Source organism: Ornatilinea apprima (genome assembly GCF_001306115.1).
GTDB classification, from domain to species: domain Bacteria; phylum Chloroflexota; class Anaerolineae; order Anaerolineales; family Anaerolineaceae; genus Ornatilinea; species Ornatilinea apprima.
On the sequence record NZ_LGCL01000016.1, the window covers coordinates 326,356 to 343,855 of the forward strand.

Below are 17,500 nucleotides of genomic sequence, written 5' to 3' on the forward strand. Positions count from 1 at the left end.
GAGCGCTGAATTCCTGCAATTATACCCTTGAGAGACCATATCTTGATTCAGCGGTCGCGTTCAATTTTTTTCGGATCTTTGAAATGGGCGAAAATGGATTTTAACAAAATGGAAATGAATCCATTATTGGACAAACTGCCCGGATTGAGTACAGCGGCAGGGATGGCGTGCCTGAGCACTTTGCGGGGTTGGTTACCATGAAAGGCCGAGAATGCGGCAGCCAAGTGGTATTGACCCAATGCGCGCGTGCGCAGCGGTTTGAGATGGTTCATCTCAGGAATCAGATGATCAAACACGCGATTAATATATTGGATTGGGTGAACAGTACGGCCATCCAGGGCTGTGCCGGCCAGCCAATTTAGAAACCAATCCGGCTCAATCTGCGGTTGTTTCGAAAGAGCCTGGCGCAATTGTTCCTGACCGTGTTCGATGTCTCCACTTCGAAAATAGCGCCCGGCGGTTTCAAAATTCAAAACAGCATAGGCCTTGCCGCGCAGTCGCTGGATTTCCGTGGGCAGGGTGGGATTGGCGAAGAAGCGGTCCAGTACCCGATGCCAATCATCAATTTGAACCGGTTTCACCTGACCGCTCATGCTTTCTCGATGGATGCGGTAATTTACCAGCGGCTGATCAATATAGCCAAACTGGCATCCGCTGCTGGCCAGGCGCAGCCATAGATCGGCATCATCGCTCCAATGCAGCGACTCGTCGTACAGATTCACTTTTTGAAGCCACTCGCGCTGCATGATTGACATGGATGAGAAAAAGAAAATTTCGCGGGTAAGGATGGCTTCCAACAGGTTTCCCTTGCGATTTGGATGGATCTCGTTTAAGGTGAAGCCGTTGGAGTCGATTTGTTTCCATGCTGAGTAGGCAAGGCCGTATTCAGGGTGGTGGTCAAGCAAATTGACGAGTGTTTGAATAAAGTCGGGATGGGCTTGATCATCGCTGTCTAAAAAGTACACATAATGCCCGTGTGATGCTAAAAAGCCCCGGTTGCGCGCGGCGGGCAAGCCGCGATTTTCCTGTTCAATTACCCGAATCCTGGGTTCATAAGCCTGTAAGATAGAAGGGGTTTTATCGATGCAGCCATCATTGACAACAATGACTTCAAGCAAAGGATAGGTTTGGGCGAAAATACTCTCCAACGCGGTGGCAAGATATTCTGCCTGGTTATAGGTTGGGATGATCACAGATACCAGATGCATTTATTTCCCCTTCAACGCTGAATGATAAAGCATGCTGACCACACCACGATTGAACAGCCAGGCAGGCCGGATGGCTACACCTTGTAAGGCTTGACGGAAGGCCTTTGCATAATGCTGGTTGTGGTACTGCTCAAACGCGCAGGCAATCAGGATGGCGTTTTCAACCTGGGAGCGCCGGGGCAAAAAAGCCTGAAATGCAGGCCGGGCCGCCGCTGAGTAGAACGAGTCGAGCATATCAAATGGGTTCCAGGGTGAGGTCATGCAGGCGTGCACCATTTCGCTGGCAAAAGCAACCCGCAGCGCCTGCCGGCTGGCGAAGTGCTGACTGGCTTGTTGCAACAGGCAGTCTGCCTCAACAAAATCTTGTTCTCGAAGGGCCTGCAAGGATTGCAACAGCCCCAGACGGCCGTAAAGAAACTCCTGCTGTGGTTCGCCATTCCACGGAGCGGGCAGGCTGGCGATGAGGCGACCCAGGTAGGCGCGCGCGTCTTTCACCCGCGCATCCACGGCTTCTTTGGCGGCGCGCTCCAGAAATACCTGTGGTTCGCTGATGAGTGACGGTTTGGCCTGGATGGCGCTGTGGATACAGCGCGCCGCATCCGCTTGCGAGTCGCTGGCGGCATAGCGCATGGCCAGCCATAGCAGCCACTCCGCGTAGGCAGCGGGGCGCGCGCTCATCACGGACGAGGGCAGATCGTTCTGGGCGAAGAAGGCATCCAGAATGGTCATGATCTCCCTCTCCAGTTGGTGGATGTTGGTAACCATGCTGGAGCCATGCAGGCGGTATGCTCCCAATGGCTCTTGAACGCAACCCAGATGAGGAGTTTGCGCGGCGATGCGCAGCCAGAGATCAAAATCGGCCGCGATTGAATAGCGCGGATTAAACCCGCCAGCCTGATCAACCAACGCTTTTTCCATCAGGGGCGCGCCCATCCATACAAAATTCTGGCATACCAGCCTGGCGAGCACCTCACCTTCAGGAAGCAGCCCCACACGAATCAGGGGACGCTTGTCGCTGTCTACCATTAAATAGCGGCTGTGCACCCAACGGTATCCCTGGTTTTTCTGCAGCCAGGTCATTTGTTTCTCAATTTTTTCCGGCAAAAGCAGATCATCATCGTCCAGGAAGGTAACATACTGGCCTTGGGCCAACCGCAGACCGTGGTTTCTGGCAGTAGAGACGCCCTGATTGGCTTGGTGAGCCACCCTCACGCGATCCTGATAGGTGTCCAACAACCCGGCGGTTCCATCGGTGGAGCCGTCATCCACCACGATCACTTCAACCGCTGGCCAGGTTTGCGCCAGAGCTGAATCAATGGCGTCTCTCAGCCAATCTCCCCGATTGTGGGTGGGAATGATGATGCTAACCAGGGGTGCGTTTTGTGGCGGGCGGAGATCGGAGATCGGCTTCACGGTTGGTCTCCTGCCAGGCGGTATACGGCGTAATACCGGTCTTGGTATTCCAGCCGGCCGAATATCTGAAGAAAGCGCTCTTGCAGAATCAGAGGGATGGTCGTTTGATCTTCAGCTTTGATAATCTTCTGATCAGCGAGTATATGGGTGATGCCTGCCTGGCGCAGCCACTGTAGCGCCTGTGATTCGGTCTGCGCCTGCCAGGTGGCTGGCCGGGCGAGGGTTGAGTCGCTCCGCAGGCGGCGGCGCTGGCTGTAGAGATGGTCTCCGCCAGAAAAGGTGAGAATATAGGCATCCACGGGCGTGTTCTGGTTGATGTAATTCCAGGCGGGGTATGAAGACAAAACGCGGCTCAGGTAATCTTGCTCAGACTCGCCGCCGGAAACCACGGCAATGGGCGCCTGGCGCACAACATGCGTCAGCCAGCCGCCATAGCCCGGCCCATCAGCCAGCGCGGTGAAGGGCGGAAGGCTGATCCACAACAGCAGTGTCATCAACAGGGGCAGAGTCAGCGGTCTGAGGCGTGGAACTGCCGCGCGAAGCGTTGCCTGCAGGCGCTCGTAGCCGGCGGCTGCCAGAACAGCCAGCAGAGGTGTGAGCGGGACCAGGAATCGCAGTTGAAAACTGCTGATTGGCGAAGCCCACAACGCCAGATAAGCCAGGGCAAAACCCGCCCAGCGCCACCAGCGCGCATCGCGCCAGTCAAGAACTCCCCAGGGAAGCAGCAGTAAATACGCACAACCCAGAAACCCACCAAAGCGGTACGCACGGGTGGTCAGCAACCAGGGCAGCCCCATCAGCGCAGGCAGCGAGCGGCCAAATCCAAAGCGCGCTTTGAAGGCATTCAAGCCGCTTTCGGTGACCCAATCCCAGCGTTGTGGCGGGGTAGCGCCGAAGATGCCAAACATTTCCGGGAAGAACGGGTTGCCCGAAGCGAGCGCACTGCGCGCGTAATACGGCAGCGCCAGCACCAGGCCGATAATCCCCAGCACACCCGCTTCTACCAGCCCGCGCTTCCATTCTTTTTTCCCCAGCCTCTGCAGGAAAAGGATAATGGCTAACAGGAGCAGGCCGAACAAAGCCAGATGCTTGATGGCCATTGCCAGCCCCACCATCAACCCCGTTAGCAGCAACCATTTTCTTTGATCGCTCTCCATGTAGCGTTCCAGCGCGTAAATAGCGAGAAACAGGTAAAAGGTCAGCCCCAGATCGTTGTAGGCGGTGGTCGATTCCCACAGCACGGTGGGGGTGGCAACGAACACAGCCGCCGCCAGCAGCGCCGGCGCTTGCGGAAAGAACCGGCGGGTGAAGGCAGCCAGGCTGAGCGCGCACAGCAGCAGCGCGGCCCAATGGATGAGTTTGGCGCTGATGACATTGCCAACAGTCATGGCTGCCCCGTAAAGCAGGCTCCAGTTCATCGGGTATAGTGAAATGTATTCCTCAAGAATATCCACCGGATGCCCGCTCTGCAACCATTGCGCCGGCAGCCAGAGGTGGTACCACAGCGCGTCATATTCGCTTTCGGGCGCCAACGCGCCCACCAGGCTGATCATCCCCACCGTGAATAGAATCCCCCACCACAGCCCGTTAGTGGGTTCGCGCAGGCTGATTTCCAGGCTTTCATCCAATTGATTATGAGCACCGATTCGAATCCGGCTGGCCAACAGCCAGACCAGCCCGCCCAGCGCGGTTGCGCCCATGATCATCAGCAGGCTGGCAGGTGTGTACTGCCCCAGGAAAGCCAGCCCAAGTGATAAAAAAGACAGACTGCCCAGGCCGAGCGCCATTGAAAAAACGAATGCCTCGATGCCCCGGGCAAACGTGTTTCGGAAAAACCAATGGGTAATCACCCTGCCGTGAAGATAAGCTGCTGCCAATACTGCCAGCACGCCAAACACACCGGTTGCGCCGCGCAGCCAAGCTTCCGGGCCAGATACCCGGCCGATCCACATCAGAAGGCTGGCAGCAATCAGACTGAAAATACCCGCCGGCAGGGCGGTGAAGAGCGCTTTGCGTGAAAACAGTCTAATCTTTCCGTGGAAGACCAATGCCATACCACCTGCCCAAACGAGCACCCAGAACAGCCGCAAAGATGTGGAAGACAGCAGGTCATTGTAAACCTGGCCGCGGGTGAGGCCCTCTCCGCTGATCAGGTTGGCCAGTCCCTGGCCATAGACAAAAGCAAACACAACCAAACTCAACAGCCCCCATACGGCCAACATGAGGGCTGTGCGAGATTTTGATTGCGGATCATGTTGCATCATATCTATTGTTACCAACAACACAAACCATCACCCGGCTTAGCGATCCTCAGGGCTGCTGGTTGTGTTTTGCCAGTGAGAGGGTGGGCGAATGACCCCTTTGACGCCTTTGGTAGGCCGGATGGTGAGCGGGTAAACGTGCCAGTGATAATCGTAAGCATACGACCAATCCTGTCGGTAAATACCCACATCGACATAGTATTGGCCGCCGGTCAGGTCCAGCCGGTCCAACAGCAGGGTCACCACACCTTTATCGTGGAGTGCGTTGATCTGCAGGCTGCTGGCTTCGCTGCTGGAATCATAGCAAACGAAACCATCTTCGCGGGTAAGGGTGATCCCAAAAATAGGGCGCTCAATCGAGTTTTGACTTTGGTAGTGAATTTCCACTGTCAGGCTGTCGCCGCTGTCGATTTCGCTGGCAGGCAGCCCCTGCGCGCCCAGCAACACCACGTTGGTAATCGATATTTCCTGCGAGCCAAAGCGGTTCTGGTTGACCACCAACGGAATACCCGACGTGGTGTGGTCAATGGGTTGAGCTGCCGGGGTGCGCTTGCGGGTCTCAGCGGTCATCTCGGCTACATATTCTCCAACCACCACTTCGGTGGGGCCGTGGGCTTCAATTTTTCCGTGGCGCAGCCAGATGACATCGTCGCACAGCTGGCGGATGGAGCTGATGTCATGCGATACCAGCACAATGGTTACGCCTTCCTGTTTGAAGCGCTGGATGCGTTGCAGGCATTTATGCTGGAAAGCCAGGTCGCCCACTGCCAGCACCTCATCCACCAGCAAGATTTCGGGTTCTATGTGGGCGGCAATGGCGAAGGCCAGGCGCATCTGCATGCCGGTGCTGTAGGTGCGCAGTGGGCTATCGATAAAGTCGTGCAGTTCAGCGAAATCAACGATTTCATCAAAACGCTCGCGCACCTGCTGGCGCGTCAGCCCGGTGATGACGCCGCTGATATACACATTTTCGCGGCCGGTCAGGTCGGGGTGAAAGCCGGCGCCCAGGTCTAACAGCGCGCCGATCCTGCCCCGCACGCGGATGGTGCCATGATTGGGCTGCCCAACCCCACCGATCAGCCGCAGCAGAGTCGACTTGCCGGCGCCGTTCTCGCCGATAATCCCTAACATGCTGCCTGGTTCCACGCTGAAGCTCACATCCTCCAGCGCGTGGAACTTGCTGGCTGGTTTGAAGGACTGCAGCCCTTTAACCACTGCCTCTTTCAAGGAGGTGGGGCGGTCTTTAGCCCGCCGGAACCATTTGCTGACGTGGATGACTTCAATAGCGGCGCTCATTCTACAACTCCTCCACAAAGGTGTCACTGGCGCGCCGGAATACAGCCAGTCCGATCCAGAGCAAAAGCGCCGATGCGGCGAAGACAATGCCAATCGCGGCGAAGTCGGGCGGCTCGCCTTTGGAAAGAATATTGCGATAAGCTCCAATGATGTGCATCATGGGGTTGAGGCGGTAAATGGGTAAAAAGCGAGTGGGAACAAACCCGGCATCGTAGAAAACGGGGGTGAGGTAAAACAGCAGCAGCAGGACGACACCCAACAGGTGCTGGGTGTCGCGGAAGCTGACTTGAAAGGTAGCAGTGAGATAACCGAGGCTGACGGTAAACAGAAACTGGATCAGCAGAATGAGTGGCAGCAGCAGGAAGGCCAATGTCAGCTGCCCGCCGCTGAGGTACAGGAACACCAGCAGCACCGGCAGGGCCAGCAGGAATTGAATCAGGTTGGTGGCCACGGTGATGACTGGCAGCAGTAAGGTGGGGAAGCCGGGGCGCTTGATCAGGTCGCGATTGTCGGTTATCGACCCGGAGGCCGCGACCAGCGAGGTCTGAAACCAGTTCCAGGCCAGCACGCCGATAAAGACAAAGATGGGGTAGTTGGGGATATCGAGTTGAATCACTCTTCTGAAAAGGAAGGTGAATACCAGCAGCTGAGTGAGCGGCAAAAGCAGCGACCAGATCACACCCAGCAGAGAGCCTTTGTAGCGCAGTTTCAGGTCACGCGAGATCATCTCGAGGACCAGGTCGCGGTAATACACCAGTTTTTGTGAGTCAATTCGTTTCGGTGAGAATTTGCTCATAGTTCAATTGCGCCAGATGGCGATCCAATAATTGCACGAATAAAGCTTCCTGGGGGTCAGTTTCATCCCGGTTGGGGCGCACGGCCCAGCGTAAATACGCATCTCGCAGCACATACGCCAGATAGACTCGCAGGTGATCTCCGCGGAAGGACTCAACGCCCGGATAAGCAGGCTCGCGGCGCAGAACGTGCTGTTCATACACAAATTTCACCGCGTCTGGCCGGTATTGATCGAGCAAGGCTTGCGCGGTATCCAGTCCCTCCGCCAGGTCAATCGTCATTTCGGGTTTGCCCCAAATTAGATGCGCATGGGTTTGGCGAACAAAGTCGTGCCATTCCGCGCGGGTTGGGAAAACCTTTGCCACGCCGCGCAGGTAATTATAAACCAGTAAAATCTCCAGCAGCTTCTGCCAGCGATAGTAAAGCCCCCATTTCTCCATGAGCTTCATCAACCGGGCAAGAAAGCGCGAAACGCGCTCTCCCATCGCGGGGCGGTCAAAGGCCAGGTTGTAAAACTTGCGGGTGAAAAAACTTCCGTAATTTACCAGGCGGGCCACTTGAAGAGTGGGCAGCAGCTCGGGGTGCTTGCGCGATAAAAGAACATCGGCCTGGCCTTCGTCTTGTTTGCGCTGAAAAGTTCTTTCCATCAGGGTATTTTCGTGATGGTAGCCCAGCGCCTGCGGTACAAACTGGAAAATGGCGCCAAGCTTGATCAACCGCCAGCCCAGCTCATAATCTTCATGACAGCGAAATTGAAGATCAAAGCCGCCTGCCTCATGGAACAGACTGGCCGCGACAGAGAAATTCCCGGTTAGCAGGTTCGAATAGCGATAGCGGTAGCCAGGCACCAGCATGGGTGAAAACATGGCTTCCCACCAGCCGCGCAGTTCCTCGCGGAAAAAGCCGGTCTGCGCCTGCAGAATGGGGGGCAGGTAGCCAATGGCTACCCGGCGTGGCTGGCCGGCGTGCGCTTCGGCGTGGGCCTGCACCAGATATGGGCTGGCTTCAATGTCGTCATCCAGAAAGAGCAAGATTTCACCGCGCGCCAGGCGCGCGCCGTGATTGCGGGCGGAGGAAGGTCCCTGCGGCGCTTGTTCGGCAACTCGCAGCGCAAAGGGAAAGGACGCGTTAAGCAATGCCTGGGCGGTTCCGTCGCTGCAGCCGTCCGCGACTACCACCACCTCCATATCGCTACTTGGGAACGTTTGCTGCGCCAGGGCCTGCAGATTCTCGAGCAGCAGCGTTTTGCGGTTGTGCGTGGGAATAATGATGGAGATACGCGGGGCGGGTGTCATACAGCCTCGCTTTCCAACTGCTCCCGAAGCTCGCGGCGGGCTTTTAGATAAGCTTTGGGGCCAGCCAGACAGCCGCGCAGTTCGTCCCAATAGAACGCGGCGGGCAGCGGGCTGGCAGAAGGATTGAACAAGGCTTTGAATAAGCCCGGCAGCTGCCCGTAACGCAGCCAGCCCCACATCACGCGCACCACCCCAACACGGCGGTTAAGGAGAAATTCTTTGGTCAGCATGGCGTAAACCCCCACGCCGTACCCGTAAATCACTTTGTGCAGTTCCGGCAGGCTGCGGCGGTGGCGGTGCCAGTTCAGCGCGGCCGGTTCGTAGATGATTTTATAGCCGCTCCGCAAGATTTGCGAGCACATATCCGCGTCTCCACCGGAGTGTGTCGCCGTGCCAGCATCCAGGGCTTCGTCAAACAGCCCCACCTGCTCGACCACACTGCGGCGAAGCGCCATATTGGCGCCCGCGCCTACCTGCCCGCCGAACAAAGGATTGAAGGTGAGGCGGGCAAACTCGCGGCGTTGAAAACCGCGACCGAACCCGCCGTAATGCTCAAAGAATTCCTGTGCTTCGGTCTCCAGTTCCATGGGCATGGTCAGGCCGGTTACGCACATCACCTGTGGATCAATAAAATTGGCCAGCAGGGCGCGCAGCCAGCGCGGGTCGGGCCGGGCGTCATCATCAATGAAGGCGACAATCTCTCCCCGCGCTTCGCGCAGGGCGCGGTTGCGCGCTACGTCGAGGCCGCGGCGTTTTTCCAGCACGTAGCGGGCGCGCGGGAAGGCAGCAACGACCCGCGCGGTGGCATCGCTGGATGGGCAGTTGTCAATTACCAGAATTTCCTGCCCGTCATCCGGGAGCAGCATGAGCCCTTGCAGACAGGTGCGCAGATCTTCCGGCCGGTCGCGGGTGCAAATCGCGACGGTGGTGGTGAGGGAAAATTTTGGGGGATGATTCTCGTTAATCTGGAAAAGGTCTTCTGCCCAGCGCTGCCAGAAGGCTTCTCCGCAATTCTTCAAAATTGCGTCTTCCAATTGAGCGCGCGAAACCATTCCCTGGTTGACCGGCAGCCACAATTTTGCAACCGGATAGCCAGCATATTTAAGCAGGATAAAGGCTTTTTGATACCGGTCAAGATCTGTCAGCTTATCCGGTAATTGGGTAAATTCTAATTCAAGCACCACTGAAGGCATGAAATATTCTAACCCCTCTATCAGGCCTGTATTAGTAAAAAGCGATAAAGTTATCCTAATATCACATCCACTATACCCGCGAATGGGTGAAAACGCAATAGACCGGCTTGCTTCTCACGCAGGGGTGAAGACACTCCCATTGCCAGAAACAAGCCGGTTGACGCAGGTGGGTTGGTTTGGGTTACGCCAGATTCGCGGCGACCTGACCGGCCCAGGTTTGAATTAAGTCCCAGTTGCGGTAGTCGCCGGGTTTCGCGCCCGTAAGCAGGCAAATTACGCGCAAGATCATTTTCTCGACGGAGGAGAGGGTTTGCATATCCAGCTTGCCGCCGAAGAACCCCACGCTCAACGGGTGAATTTCAGCCAAAATGGGCAGTGTGTCTTTCATGTAATTCGGAAGGGTCATTTGCTTTTCCAGGGCGTTCAGATGGCCAGGCCGGGAAGGTTGGCGCACAAAATTGGCATCCAAAAACAGTGGAAAGGGGGACTGGTCGCATTCTGCGGTCTTGATCAGGCCCATGCCGGCAACGAAGAAGGCGGTTTTGCGCTTTTTGAGTTGGGCTTGATACTGCGTTACAAATTCTTGCGCCTGAGGATGCCAGCCAAAGCGATACAAGAATCCGCCCGTGATGACAGCGCCATACGGTTCCAGGCTGCTCACTTCGCTCATGGGGAGCACGTCGACCGCGGCACGGCTGGCTTGCTCAACCTGCTGGGCGATAAACCGGGCGATTTCCGCGGTGGAACCGGATTTGGACACATAGGTAACGAGAATTTTTGAATTGTTGGTCATTCTTTCTCCTAAGGTAAATGGATGAGTACGAGATGATCATAGGAAAAGATTGTGTAAGAAATGTGAAGATCCGTGGGAAACACATAGAAAAAAAACAGCAGCCAGGCTGCAAAGAGCGAACAGCCGTTTTTCTACGCCTTAATTGCGATACGTGTCTCTTCCCGCCGGGCAGACCGCGTCACTTGGTCATCGGTCTCCGATCAAAAGCACCAGGGAAGGGATTTGTTTAATTTCTTTAAGCACTGGTCGAATGCGCTGTTAAGCCCAACCGGTCTGGATATTATTAAGGTCAGACCGGCCGAGTAAATGGCGAACCAGGCGGTAGGCGTCGATCCCGCCGTCGGGGTCGGGCGCTGTGCGCGATCATTTGCAAATTTCACCCTCCAGGGTCTGCGGTGTGATATTTGCCAAAAATTGTTCCACTGATTCGGCCAGTTCGCTGTACATGGTTCCTTTTTTGACACCGGGTGGCTTTTCAATATTATACTAATTTTGAGTCGCGTGATGGAGAATAAAATAGAACAATATTACTATATTCGAGTTTGATTCCCGACCCGAGTAGGGCAGGGGACCAATCTCGAGACGGGTAGAAATTATTGGTTTTACCGCTATCATCAAATAACGCGCTATCGATTTCAAGCAACTGATAAGAGGGTATGAACATTAAACGCTTTTTCCAGTCTTTTCAACGCCTGCAGTGGAAACTGACCTTCAACTACATGTTGGTTACAGTGGCTTCGCTGCTGGTGCTGCAAATTCTGTTTATTCTGACCTTAAGCATTCGCCCGGGTTATGTGCACCCGGGGGTCGCCTTCGATTTGATCCGCGATATGCGTATAGCGGGGCAGGCGCTGGTGCCGGCGTTGTCCGCGCAGCCGGTGCAGCGTGAGGAAGTGCAAGCATGGGTGGAGAGTGTGATGGGGCAAGACCTGTTGTTCGGCGGCGGGCTGGCGTATAACCCGGAACGCAGTTCCTTAACGGTGTTAGCCCCCGATGGAACCATCCTTGAATCCAGCCGGCCGGACTTGTTCCCCCGTTCGACCAGCATCTTCCAGGCCGTTGCTGCGGATGAGTTGAACGTGATCGAAAACGCGCTGATGGGGATCGAAGAGGAAGGCAACCTGTATAAGATCAAGGCCATGAGCGCGTTTTCGTTTGCCATCCCTGTCTTTTTTCAGGGGGATGTGGTGGGTGTGGTTTTCATTCAGCTGGAGCGGCCAACCTTTTGGGAATCGGCGGCGGCGGTGGTGCGCGTGTTTCTCTCTTCTCTGATTTTGTTTTCCATTTTGGCGCTGTTGATGGGCAGTGTCTTTGGGCTGCTGATGGCGCGCGGGATCACCAACCGGCTGAACCATCTGGCCAGAGCCACCAGTGCCTGGGGCCGCGGTGAGCTTTCTGTGCGCATTGAAGACCGGCATGGCGATGAGATCAGTGAACTGGCGGGCGATCTCAACCGCATGGTGGTTGAGTTTGAAAACCTGCTCAAAGACCGCCAGGATTTGGCCGCGCTGGAAGAGCGCAACCGCCTGGCGCGCGATTTGCACGACAGCGTCAAGCAGCAGGTGTTCGCCATCAGCATGAATCTGGGCGCGGCCGAGTCGCTGTGGGGCAATAATGCCCCGGCGGCGCTGGAGCAGCTTCAGTCGGCCAAGGCGCTGGCGCGCCAGGCTCAGGCAGAACTTTCCAATCTGATTCAGATGCTCAGACCCATTCAACTGAAAGAGCGCGGTCTGGTTGAGGCGCTGCGCGAGCAGTTGAAGGCATGGGAAAAGCACAGCGGCGTGGCCGCGATCTATCAGGTGGAAGGTGACGGCAGCCTGAGCGAAGAGGCCAGCCAGGCTGTCTTCCGTGTGGCGCAAGAGGCTCTCTCCAACATCTCGCGGCACAGCCAGGCGACCGCGGCGAGTGTGGCTCTGGTTTTCAAAGAGGGCTGCCTGGAAGTCAGTATTCGTGACAACGGCCACGGTTTTGACCCGGACGCGGTGAGTAAAGGCATGGGGTTAAAATCAATGCAAGAGAGAATTCAATCGGTGGGAGGGAAGTTGAACATTCGCAGCACCAGCACCGGCACCGTTCTTTCCCTTCAAGTTCCGCAAGGAGATCAAGCATGACCGGACAACAGCAGCCAAAGATTACCGTTTTACTGGTGGACGATCACGCCATAGTTCGGGATGGGGTGCGTTCCTTTCTCAATGCCCAACCCGATCTGGAAGTGATTGGCGAGGCGGGTTCGGGGCTGGAAGCCGTCAGCCTGGCCGAAAGCCTGGTTCCCGATGTGATTGTAATGGATTTGATCATGCCGGGCATGGATGGGGTGGAGGCTACCTGGCGCGTGCGCAAGGTCAGCCCACGCTCGCAGGTGATTGTGCTGACCTCTTATCATGAGGATACGCATATCTTCCCGGCGATCAAGGCCGGGGCGTTATCGTATTTGCTGAAAGACGTGGAACCCGGCGAGCTGGCAGACGCGGTGCGGGCGGCGGCGCGCGGCGAGGCGGTGATCCATCCGCGGGTGGCCACGCGGGTGATGCAGGAGCTGCGGAAAGACCCGGACAGGGAAATGAACCCCTACGCGACGCTCAGTGAACGGGAGCAGGAAGTGCTCAAGTTAATTGCCGAAGGGCTTTCCAATGCCGCGATTGCCGAGCGGCTGGTGCTGAGCGAAAAGACGGTCAAGGGGCACGTCAGCAATATTCTCAGCAAACTGCACCTGGCCGACCGCACCCAGGCGGCCGTCTTCGCCTGGCGGGAAGGCATCGTCCGCCGCGAACAAGGATAATCGAAGATATTCAGTTGAAATAAGGCGCTTGTGATCGTGAGATGACAAGCGCCTTCGTTTTTTGGTTAAAACTTGTTCAATTGATTAATTGCAAACCATTAATCGTGCCTCAGGGCCTCTACCGGCTCCAGGGAAGCGGCGCGGTTGGCCGGGTAAATGCCAAAGAAGATGCCCACCGCGGCAGAGAAAAGGGTGGCGAGCAGCACCGACTGGATAGTCATGGCGGGATTCAACGGCGTGCCAGCCGCGTTGGCGATCTGGCTGACCGCGAAGGACAGCAGCGCGCCCAACAGAATTCCCAATATGCCGCCCAACAACGAAAGTAAACCGGATTCGATCAGAAACTGGATCATAATATCGGACTTTTTGGCACCCAGCGCTTTGCGCAGGCCAATCTCTCGGGTGCGCTCGGTAACCGAAACCAGCATGATATTCATAATGCCGATTCCGCCCACCAGCAGGGAGATGCCCGCCACACCACCCAGGAAGATAATCACGGTGCTGGTGATGGTGTTGGCCATGTCTAGGAAAGAATCTTGAGTAAAAATGGTAAAGTCGTCCGGGTCTTCAACACTCAGGCGGTGGCGGGCGCGCAGCGTGTCGGTAATCTCGCTGACGGCCGCTGTCGTGCTGTCAGCGTCAATTGCCTGGGCGTAGATCACATCCACCTGTTCGTGGTTTTCGCGGCTGAGCAAACGGGACTGAGCGGTGCTGAAGGGCACAATGACAATGTTATCCTGGCTGCCCATGGCGTTGCCGCCCTGCGATTTTAGCAGACCAATCACACGGAAGAGCTGGCCATTCAGGCGGATGCTTTCGCCTACGACCTGTTCCTGGCGGCCGTAAAGGGTATCGGCTACATCCACTCCGATCACGGCCACCGAGGCAATGCCGTTCTGGTTCTCGCTGGTGATGAAATCACCTTCGAGCAGTTCCAGAGAGCGCACCTGCTGGTATTCGGGCAGCGTGCCGGTGAGGCTGCTTTGCTCGGTAACACCGCTGTAGCTGATTTCAACGGAACCGGACACTGCCGGCACAGCAGCCAGTACAGAGGGGGCCTGGTACGGGTCGCTGATCGCTTTGACGTCCGAAAGAGTCAGCGGGCGGGCGTTGCGCACTTCTTCGGTTTGGTTGCCTTCGACAACAAATATCAAATTTGAGCCGACCGAATTGATCTCGCCGGTGATGCTGGCCTGCACGCCTTCGCCCAACGCCAGCATGGCAATGACAGCGCCCACCCCGATCACAATACCCAATATGGTCAGGCCGGAGCGCATTTTGTTGGCATTCAGGCTTTCCAGAGCTTCAATGAAAGCGGGCGCGATGTTTTTTAGGTTCATGGCAGGCTTACTCCACCCGGCGGCCGTCCACCAGGCGAATCACGCGCTGCGCCTGTTCGCCAATGCGGGGGTCGTGGGTAACAATGATGATAGTGGTGCCCCGGTCGCGGTTAAGCGAGAGGATCAGGTCCATAATCTCAACGCCAGATTTGGAATCGAGGTTGCCGGTAGGCTCATCGGCCATGATGATGGCCGGGTCGTTGATCAGCGCTCTGGCTACCGCTACGCGCTGCTGCTGGCCGCCAGAAAGTTCGGTGGGTTTATGGTGCAGGCGGTTGCCCAACCCCACGGCGAAGAGGGCGGCGGTGGCGCGGTCTACCCGTTCTTTGGCCGGGATGCCCGCGTAGCGCATGGGAAGCTCCACATTCGCCAGGGCGGTCTGTTTGGAGAGCAGGTTGAAGCTCTGAAAAACAAAGCCCACTTTTCGGTTGCGGATATCGGCCAACTGATCGTCGTCCAGGTCAGAGACACGCTCGCCGTCCAAAATATAGTCTCCACTGGAGGGCAGCGCCAGGCAGCCCAGAATGTTCATCATCGTTGATTTTCCGGAACCAGACGGTCCCATGATCGCGACCACTTCGCCTTTTTGGATATTGAAGGTAACGCCGTCCAGCGCGCGGACTTCAATTTCTCCCATTTTGTAGATCTTGCGCAAATCGTTGGCAATGATCACATCGTTGTTTGGTTGACTCTCAATCATTTCTACCTCGATGGTGCGCCCATGATGATCCCGCGTCCGCCAGAGCCGGGTGTAAATGAGATATCTGAAGATGGGTTGGCGATAATCTGCTCACCTTCCTGGATGTCCCCAGAAATCACCTGGCTGTAGGTTTCTTCATACGCGCCAATTTCAATTTCGACCGGCACAATTTCACCGCCGATGAGTTGATAAACGACCTGCTTGCCGTCCACGCGCCGCACAGCCCGGTTGGGCACCAGCAGCACATCGTCGATGCGCTTGGTGATGATATCCACGGCGGCAGTCATGCCGGGCAAAACGGCGTCATCGATTTCGGACAGTTCAATCGTAACCTGGAATTCAACCCCATTGGGGGTGGTGGTTCCGACCCGCGCGATCTCAACGACTTCTCCCTGGTATTCTTTCCCCTGGATGGCGTCAAAGGTGAGGCGCGCGGATTGTCCAATTGTAACTTGATTAATGTCAATTTCGGAGAGATTCACATCCACCAGCAATTTTGAAAGGTCATCGATGCGAAAGGCGGCAGTATTGGGGTTGACCTGGTCGCCTTCTTTGTTATGAATGGCGGTGATGGTGCCGCTGAAAGGGGATTGGATATATTGCATGTCCAAAGTGGCTTCGGCGGCCGCGACACGCGCTTTGGCGGCGGCAATCTCATCCGCGTCAACGCCGTTTTTAACGCGCTCCCATTCGCGCTCTGCGTCTTCCAGGTTGGCTTTGGCAACGTCCACCTTGGCCTGCGCTTCTTCTACTTCATCCGAGTCGGGCAGGGCGTTGGCGTATTCATAGTTGTAATTGGCGCGGTCATAGGCTTTGCGCGCGTTGGAAAGCTGGCTGAGCGCCGTAGCGCGGATGGGGTCGTCTTCTGCGCGGTCTGCGACGCCCTCAAACAGCTCCTCGGCTGAGTCCAGCGTGTTTTCAGCCAGAATCAGGTCGGCCTTCAAGCCGTCGAGGGTTGCCTGGCTGGCGCGTTGAAACTGCTTCGACTGCAGGTCTTCCAGCGCGTCCTCATAGGCAATTTGAGCCTGAGCCAGGGTAAGTTTGGCTTTGGCAGTTTGCGTGGATGAGTTTTGCAGATCTTCCAGCGATTTGCGGGCATTCACCAGGTCGGCTTCGGCAAGGATAATGGATTGGGAGAGAGAGCCGCGGCTCAGGCTGGCCAGCACCTGGTCGGCAGCGACGGATTGAGAAAGTTCGACGTTGATCTCATCCACTATGCCAGAGGTTGACCAGACAAGCTGCGCGGTCTGGTTGGCGCGCACGGTGCCGGTGGCGCCGATTTCCGCGCTCAAATCACCGCGTTCCACGGTAACGAGCTGCAGATTAGCGGTGAGGCTGTTCTGCGAATTTTGGAATTGGAAAAACACAAACGCGGCCAAAGCGACCAGAGCGACGCCCGCAAAAATGAGCCAGGTTTTTTTCTTCATGCGACCTCTACGAAAGAAGGATACGTTAATCGCTACAACTATACCTGCGCGCCGGGGAAAGAGCATGCTTCTGGAGGCGCGTTTTGGTACCATCCCAGGGCTGAATCGGGTTATTTTTATTGTTGTGTATAATATAAGTTATCAACATCATAAAGATTAGAAATAATGTTCTGCAATAGGTCGTCTCCCCCACTGATTTGATCCAAATTTTTACGTGGGATGGGTCAATGGCGGTCATCTAATGACGCCGTCATTTTTTGCCGCATGTTCTGGTTTTCCTATTCGAGTTGTGTTTTTTGTTATCCATTATTCGTCCTCTGTCGCTGGAGCTCTCTGCATACCGTTCAACTTGTGCATTCTGGCGAAGTCTGCTGTGGTTGGAATAGAAGCAGTATTTTTTCCGCACCCCCCTCCCCTATCCATGCTGGTTGACTTCGCGATTGTTTTGTGCTAACATATAACATAATTACGAATTACAAATTACAGAATATATATGAGGATGATATGGAACCAGACATCATTCAACCGGTCTCCGAAGCCCCGCAAGAAGAGATCCCTGAAATTGTGGACGTGGAAGCCCACGATTCCCAAACGGAAGAGCAGCCTCAAACCAGCTCAAATCCGGCGTCAAAATCCAAGCCTGCCAAAAGCGCGTTACAAGATGCCTGGAAGCAGGTGGAGACAATTGGACAGGCGTTGAACAATGCTTTACAAGAGCGCGCCAACGTGGTGATGGTGCGGGTCAATGATGAAGCGCTTAAGCACCTGGACATGATGGTAGACGCGGACATTACCAAGAGCCGCTCAGAAAGTGCCGCTTTCCTCATTAATGAAGGCATTAAGGCCAATGAGGCGTTGTTCAACCGCATGCGCGAAATCACCGAACAAATCGCGCAGTTGAAAGAACAGCTGCGCAGTGTGGTGAAAGTGGAATCTGAAGAAGCCAGCCCTGAGCCGGATACCAACCCTGAAGGCGTAAACCCGGCTGAGTAATGCCGGC

14 protein-coding genes are annotated in these 17,500 nt (G+C 55.9%); 3 read left to right on the forward strand and 11 right to left on the reverse strand.

What is annotated here, in order from left to right; translation table 11 throughout:
• Nucleotides 1-47: 47 nt before the first annotated feature.
• The 8 genes from ADN00_RS06495 to ADN00_RS06530 form a co-directional block, all read right to left on the reverse strand.
• Nucleotides 48-1,208: a glycosyltransferase family 2 protein gene (locus ADN00_RS06495; protein WP_075062138.1), complete on the reverse strand. Its 1,161-nt coding sequence runs from the start codon at nucleotides 1,206-1,208 to the stop codon at nucleotides 48-50.
• On the reverse strand, nucleotides 1,209-2,621 hold the full coding sequence (locus ADN00_RS06500; RefSeq protein WP_075062139.1) for a glycosyltransferase: 1,413 nt from the start codon (nucleotides 2,619-2,621) through the stop codon (nucleotides 1,209-1,211).
• Entirely contained in the window at nucleotides 2,618-4,885 is a 2,268-nt protein-coding gene (locus ADN00_RS06505) for a glycosyltransferase family 39 protein (protein WP_075062140.1), read from the reverse strand. Before ADN00_RS06505 ends, ADN00_RS06500 begins: the two co-directional genes overlap by 4 nt.
• 36 nt (nucleotides 4,886-4,921) lie before the next feature.
• Entirely contained in the window at nucleotides 4,922-6,178 is a 1,257-nt protein-coding gene (locus ADN00_RS06510) for an ABC transporter ATP-binding protein (RefSeq protein WP_075062141.1), read from the reverse strand.
• Nucleotide 6,179: 1 nt separating this feature from the next.
• Nucleotides 6,180-6,974, reverse strand: a complete 795-nt coding sequence (locus ADN00_RS06515) for an ABC transporter permease (protein ID WP_075062142.1) — start codon at nucleotides 6,972-6,974, stop codon at nucleotides 6,180-6,182.
• Nucleotides 6,946-8,268, reverse strand: a complete 1,323-nt coding sequence (locus ADN00_RS06520; RefSeq protein ID WP_075062143.1) for a glycosyltransferase family 2 protein — start codon at nucleotides 8,266-8,268, stop codon at nucleotides 6,946-6,948. The genes ADN00_RS06515 and ADN00_RS06520 overlap by 29 nt, the downstream gene beginning before the upstream one ends.
• Nucleotides 8,265-9,461, reverse strand: a complete 1,197-nt coding sequence (locus ADN00_RS06525; protein ID WP_075062144.1) for a glycosyltransferase family 2 protein — start codon at nucleotides 9,459-9,461, stop codon at nucleotides 8,265-8,267. The genes ADN00_RS06520 and ADN00_RS06525 overlap by 4 nt, the downstream gene beginning before the upstream one ends.
• Before the next feature lie 181 nt (nucleotides 9,462-9,642).
• Complete coding sequence (locus tag ADN00_RS06530) at nucleotides 9,643-10,254, reverse strand: flavodoxin domain-containing protein (protein ID WP_075062145.1); 612 nt, start codon at nucleotides 10,252-10,254, stop codon at nucleotides 9,643-9,645.
• A gap of 656 nt (nucleotides 10,255-10,910) precedes the next feature.
• Here ADN00_RS06530 and ADN00_RS06535 point away from each other — a divergent pair.
• Together ADN00_RS06535 and ADN00_RS06540 are read left to right on the forward strand one after the other, a co-directional pair.
• Entirely contained in the window at nucleotides 10,911-12,365 is a 1,455-nt protein-coding gene (locus ADN00_RS06535) for a sensor histidine kinase (RefSeq protein ID WP_075062146.1), read from the forward strand.
• Nucleotides 12,362-13,033, forward strand: a complete 672-nt coding sequence (locus ADN00_RS06540) for a response regulator (RefSeq protein ID WP_075062147.1) — start codon at nucleotides 12,362-12,364, stop codon at nucleotides 13,031-13,033. The genes ADN00_RS06535 and ADN00_RS06540 overlap by 4 nt, the downstream gene beginning before the upstream one ends.
• Before the next feature lie 98 nt (nucleotides 13,034-13,131).
• Here the strand turns inward: ADN00_RS06540 and ADN00_RS06545 are convergent, their stop codons facing one another.
• Genes ADN00_RS06545 through ADN00_RS06555 form a run of 3 tightly spaced genes read right to left on the reverse strand, consistent with a single transcriptional unit; the run spans nucleotide 13,132 to nucleotide 16,500 of the window.
• Nucleotides 13,132-14,373 carry an ABC transporter permease gene (locus tag ADN00_RS06545; RefSeq protein ID WP_075062148.1) on the reverse strand — a complete coding sequence of 414 codons (1,242 nt, stop codon included), beginning with the start codon at nucleotides 14,371-14,373 and terminating at the stop codon, nucleotides 13,132-13,134.
• 7 nt (nucleotides 14,374-14,380) lie between these two features.
• Entirely contained in the window at nucleotides 14,381-15,073 is a 693-nt protein-coding gene (locus ADN00_RS06550; protein ID WP_075062149.1) for an ABC transporter ATP-binding protein, read from the reverse strand.
• A gap of 2 nt (nucleotides 15,074-15,075) precedes the next feature.
• Nucleotides 15,076-16,500, reverse strand: a complete 1,425-nt coding sequence (locus tag ADN00_RS06555) for an efflux RND transporter periplasmic adaptor subunit (RefSeq protein WP_075062150.1) — start codon at nucleotides 16,498-16,500, stop codon at nucleotides 15,076-15,078.
• A 504-nt stretch (nucleotides 16,501-17,004) separates the two neighbouring features.
• Here ADN00_RS06555 and ADN00_RS06560 point away from each other — a divergent pair.
• Nucleotides 17,005-17,493 carry a hypothetical protein gene (locus ADN00_RS06560; protein WP_075062151.1) on the forward strand — a complete coding sequence of 163 codons (489 nt, stop codon included), beginning with the start codon at nucleotides 17,005-17,007 and terminating at the stop codon, nucleotides 17,491-17,493.
• Nucleotides 17,494-17,500: the final 7 nt, after the last annotated feature.

What these genes read in the sequence shown, in the direction of transcription:
- ADN00_RS06545 (WP_075062148.1), bottom strand. Translation starts at nt 14,373, where the DNA reads ATGAACCTAAAAAACATCGCGCCCGCTTTCATTGAAGCTCTGGAAAGC.
- ADN00_RS06515 (WP_075062142.1), bottom strand. Translation starts at nt 6,974, where the DNA reads ATGAGCAAATTCTCACCGAAACGAATTGACTCACAAAAACTGGTGTAT.
- ADN00_RS06505 (WP_075062140.1), bottom strand. Translation starts at nt 4,885, where the DNA reads ATGATGCAACATGATCCGCAATCAAAATCTCGCACAGCCCTCATGTTG.
- ADN00_RS06560 (WP_075062151.1), top strand. Translation starts at nt 17,005, where the DNA reads ATGGAACCAGACATCATTCAACCGGTCTCCGAAGCCCCGCAAGAAGAG.
- ADN00_RS06510 (WP_075062141.1), bottom strand. Translation starts at nt 6,178, where the DNA reads ATGAGCGCCGCTATTGAAGTCATCCACGTCAGCAAATGGTTCCGGCGG.
- ADN00_RS06525 (WP_075062144.1), bottom strand. Translation starts at nt 9,461, where the DNA reads ATGCCTTCAGTGGTGCTTGAATTAGAATTTACCCAATTACCGGATAAG.
- ADN00_RS06550 (WP_075062149.1), bottom strand. Translation starts at nt 15,073, where the DNA reads ATGATTGAGAGTCAACCAAACAACGATGTGATCATTGCCAACGATTTG.
- ADN00_RS06540 (WP_075062147.1), top strand. Translation starts at nt 12,362, where the DNA reads ATGACCGGACAACAGCAGCCAAAGATTACCGTTTTACTGGTGGACGAT.
- ADN00_RS06520 (WP_075062143.1), bottom strand. Translation starts at nt 8,268, where the DNA reads ATGACACCCGCCCCGCGTATCTCCATCATTATTCCCACGCACAACCGC.
- ADN00_RS06530 (WP_075062145.1), bottom strand. Translation starts at nt 10,254, where the DNA reads ATGACCAACAATTCAAAAATTCTCGTTACCTATGTGTCCAAATCCGGT.
- ADN00_RS06535 (WP_075062146.1), top strand. Translation starts at nt 10,911, where the DNA reads ATGAACATTAAACGCTTTTTCCAGTCTTTTCAACGCCTGCAGTGGAAA.
- ADN00_RS06495 (WP_075062138.1), bottom strand. Translation starts at nt 1,208, where the DNA reads ATGCATCTGGTATCTGTGATCATCCCAACCTATAACCAGGCAGAATAT.
- ADN00_RS06555 (WP_075062150.1), bottom strand. Translation starts at nt 16,500, where the DNA reads ATGAAGAAAAAAACCTGGCTCATTTTTGCGGGCGTCGCTCTGGTCGCT.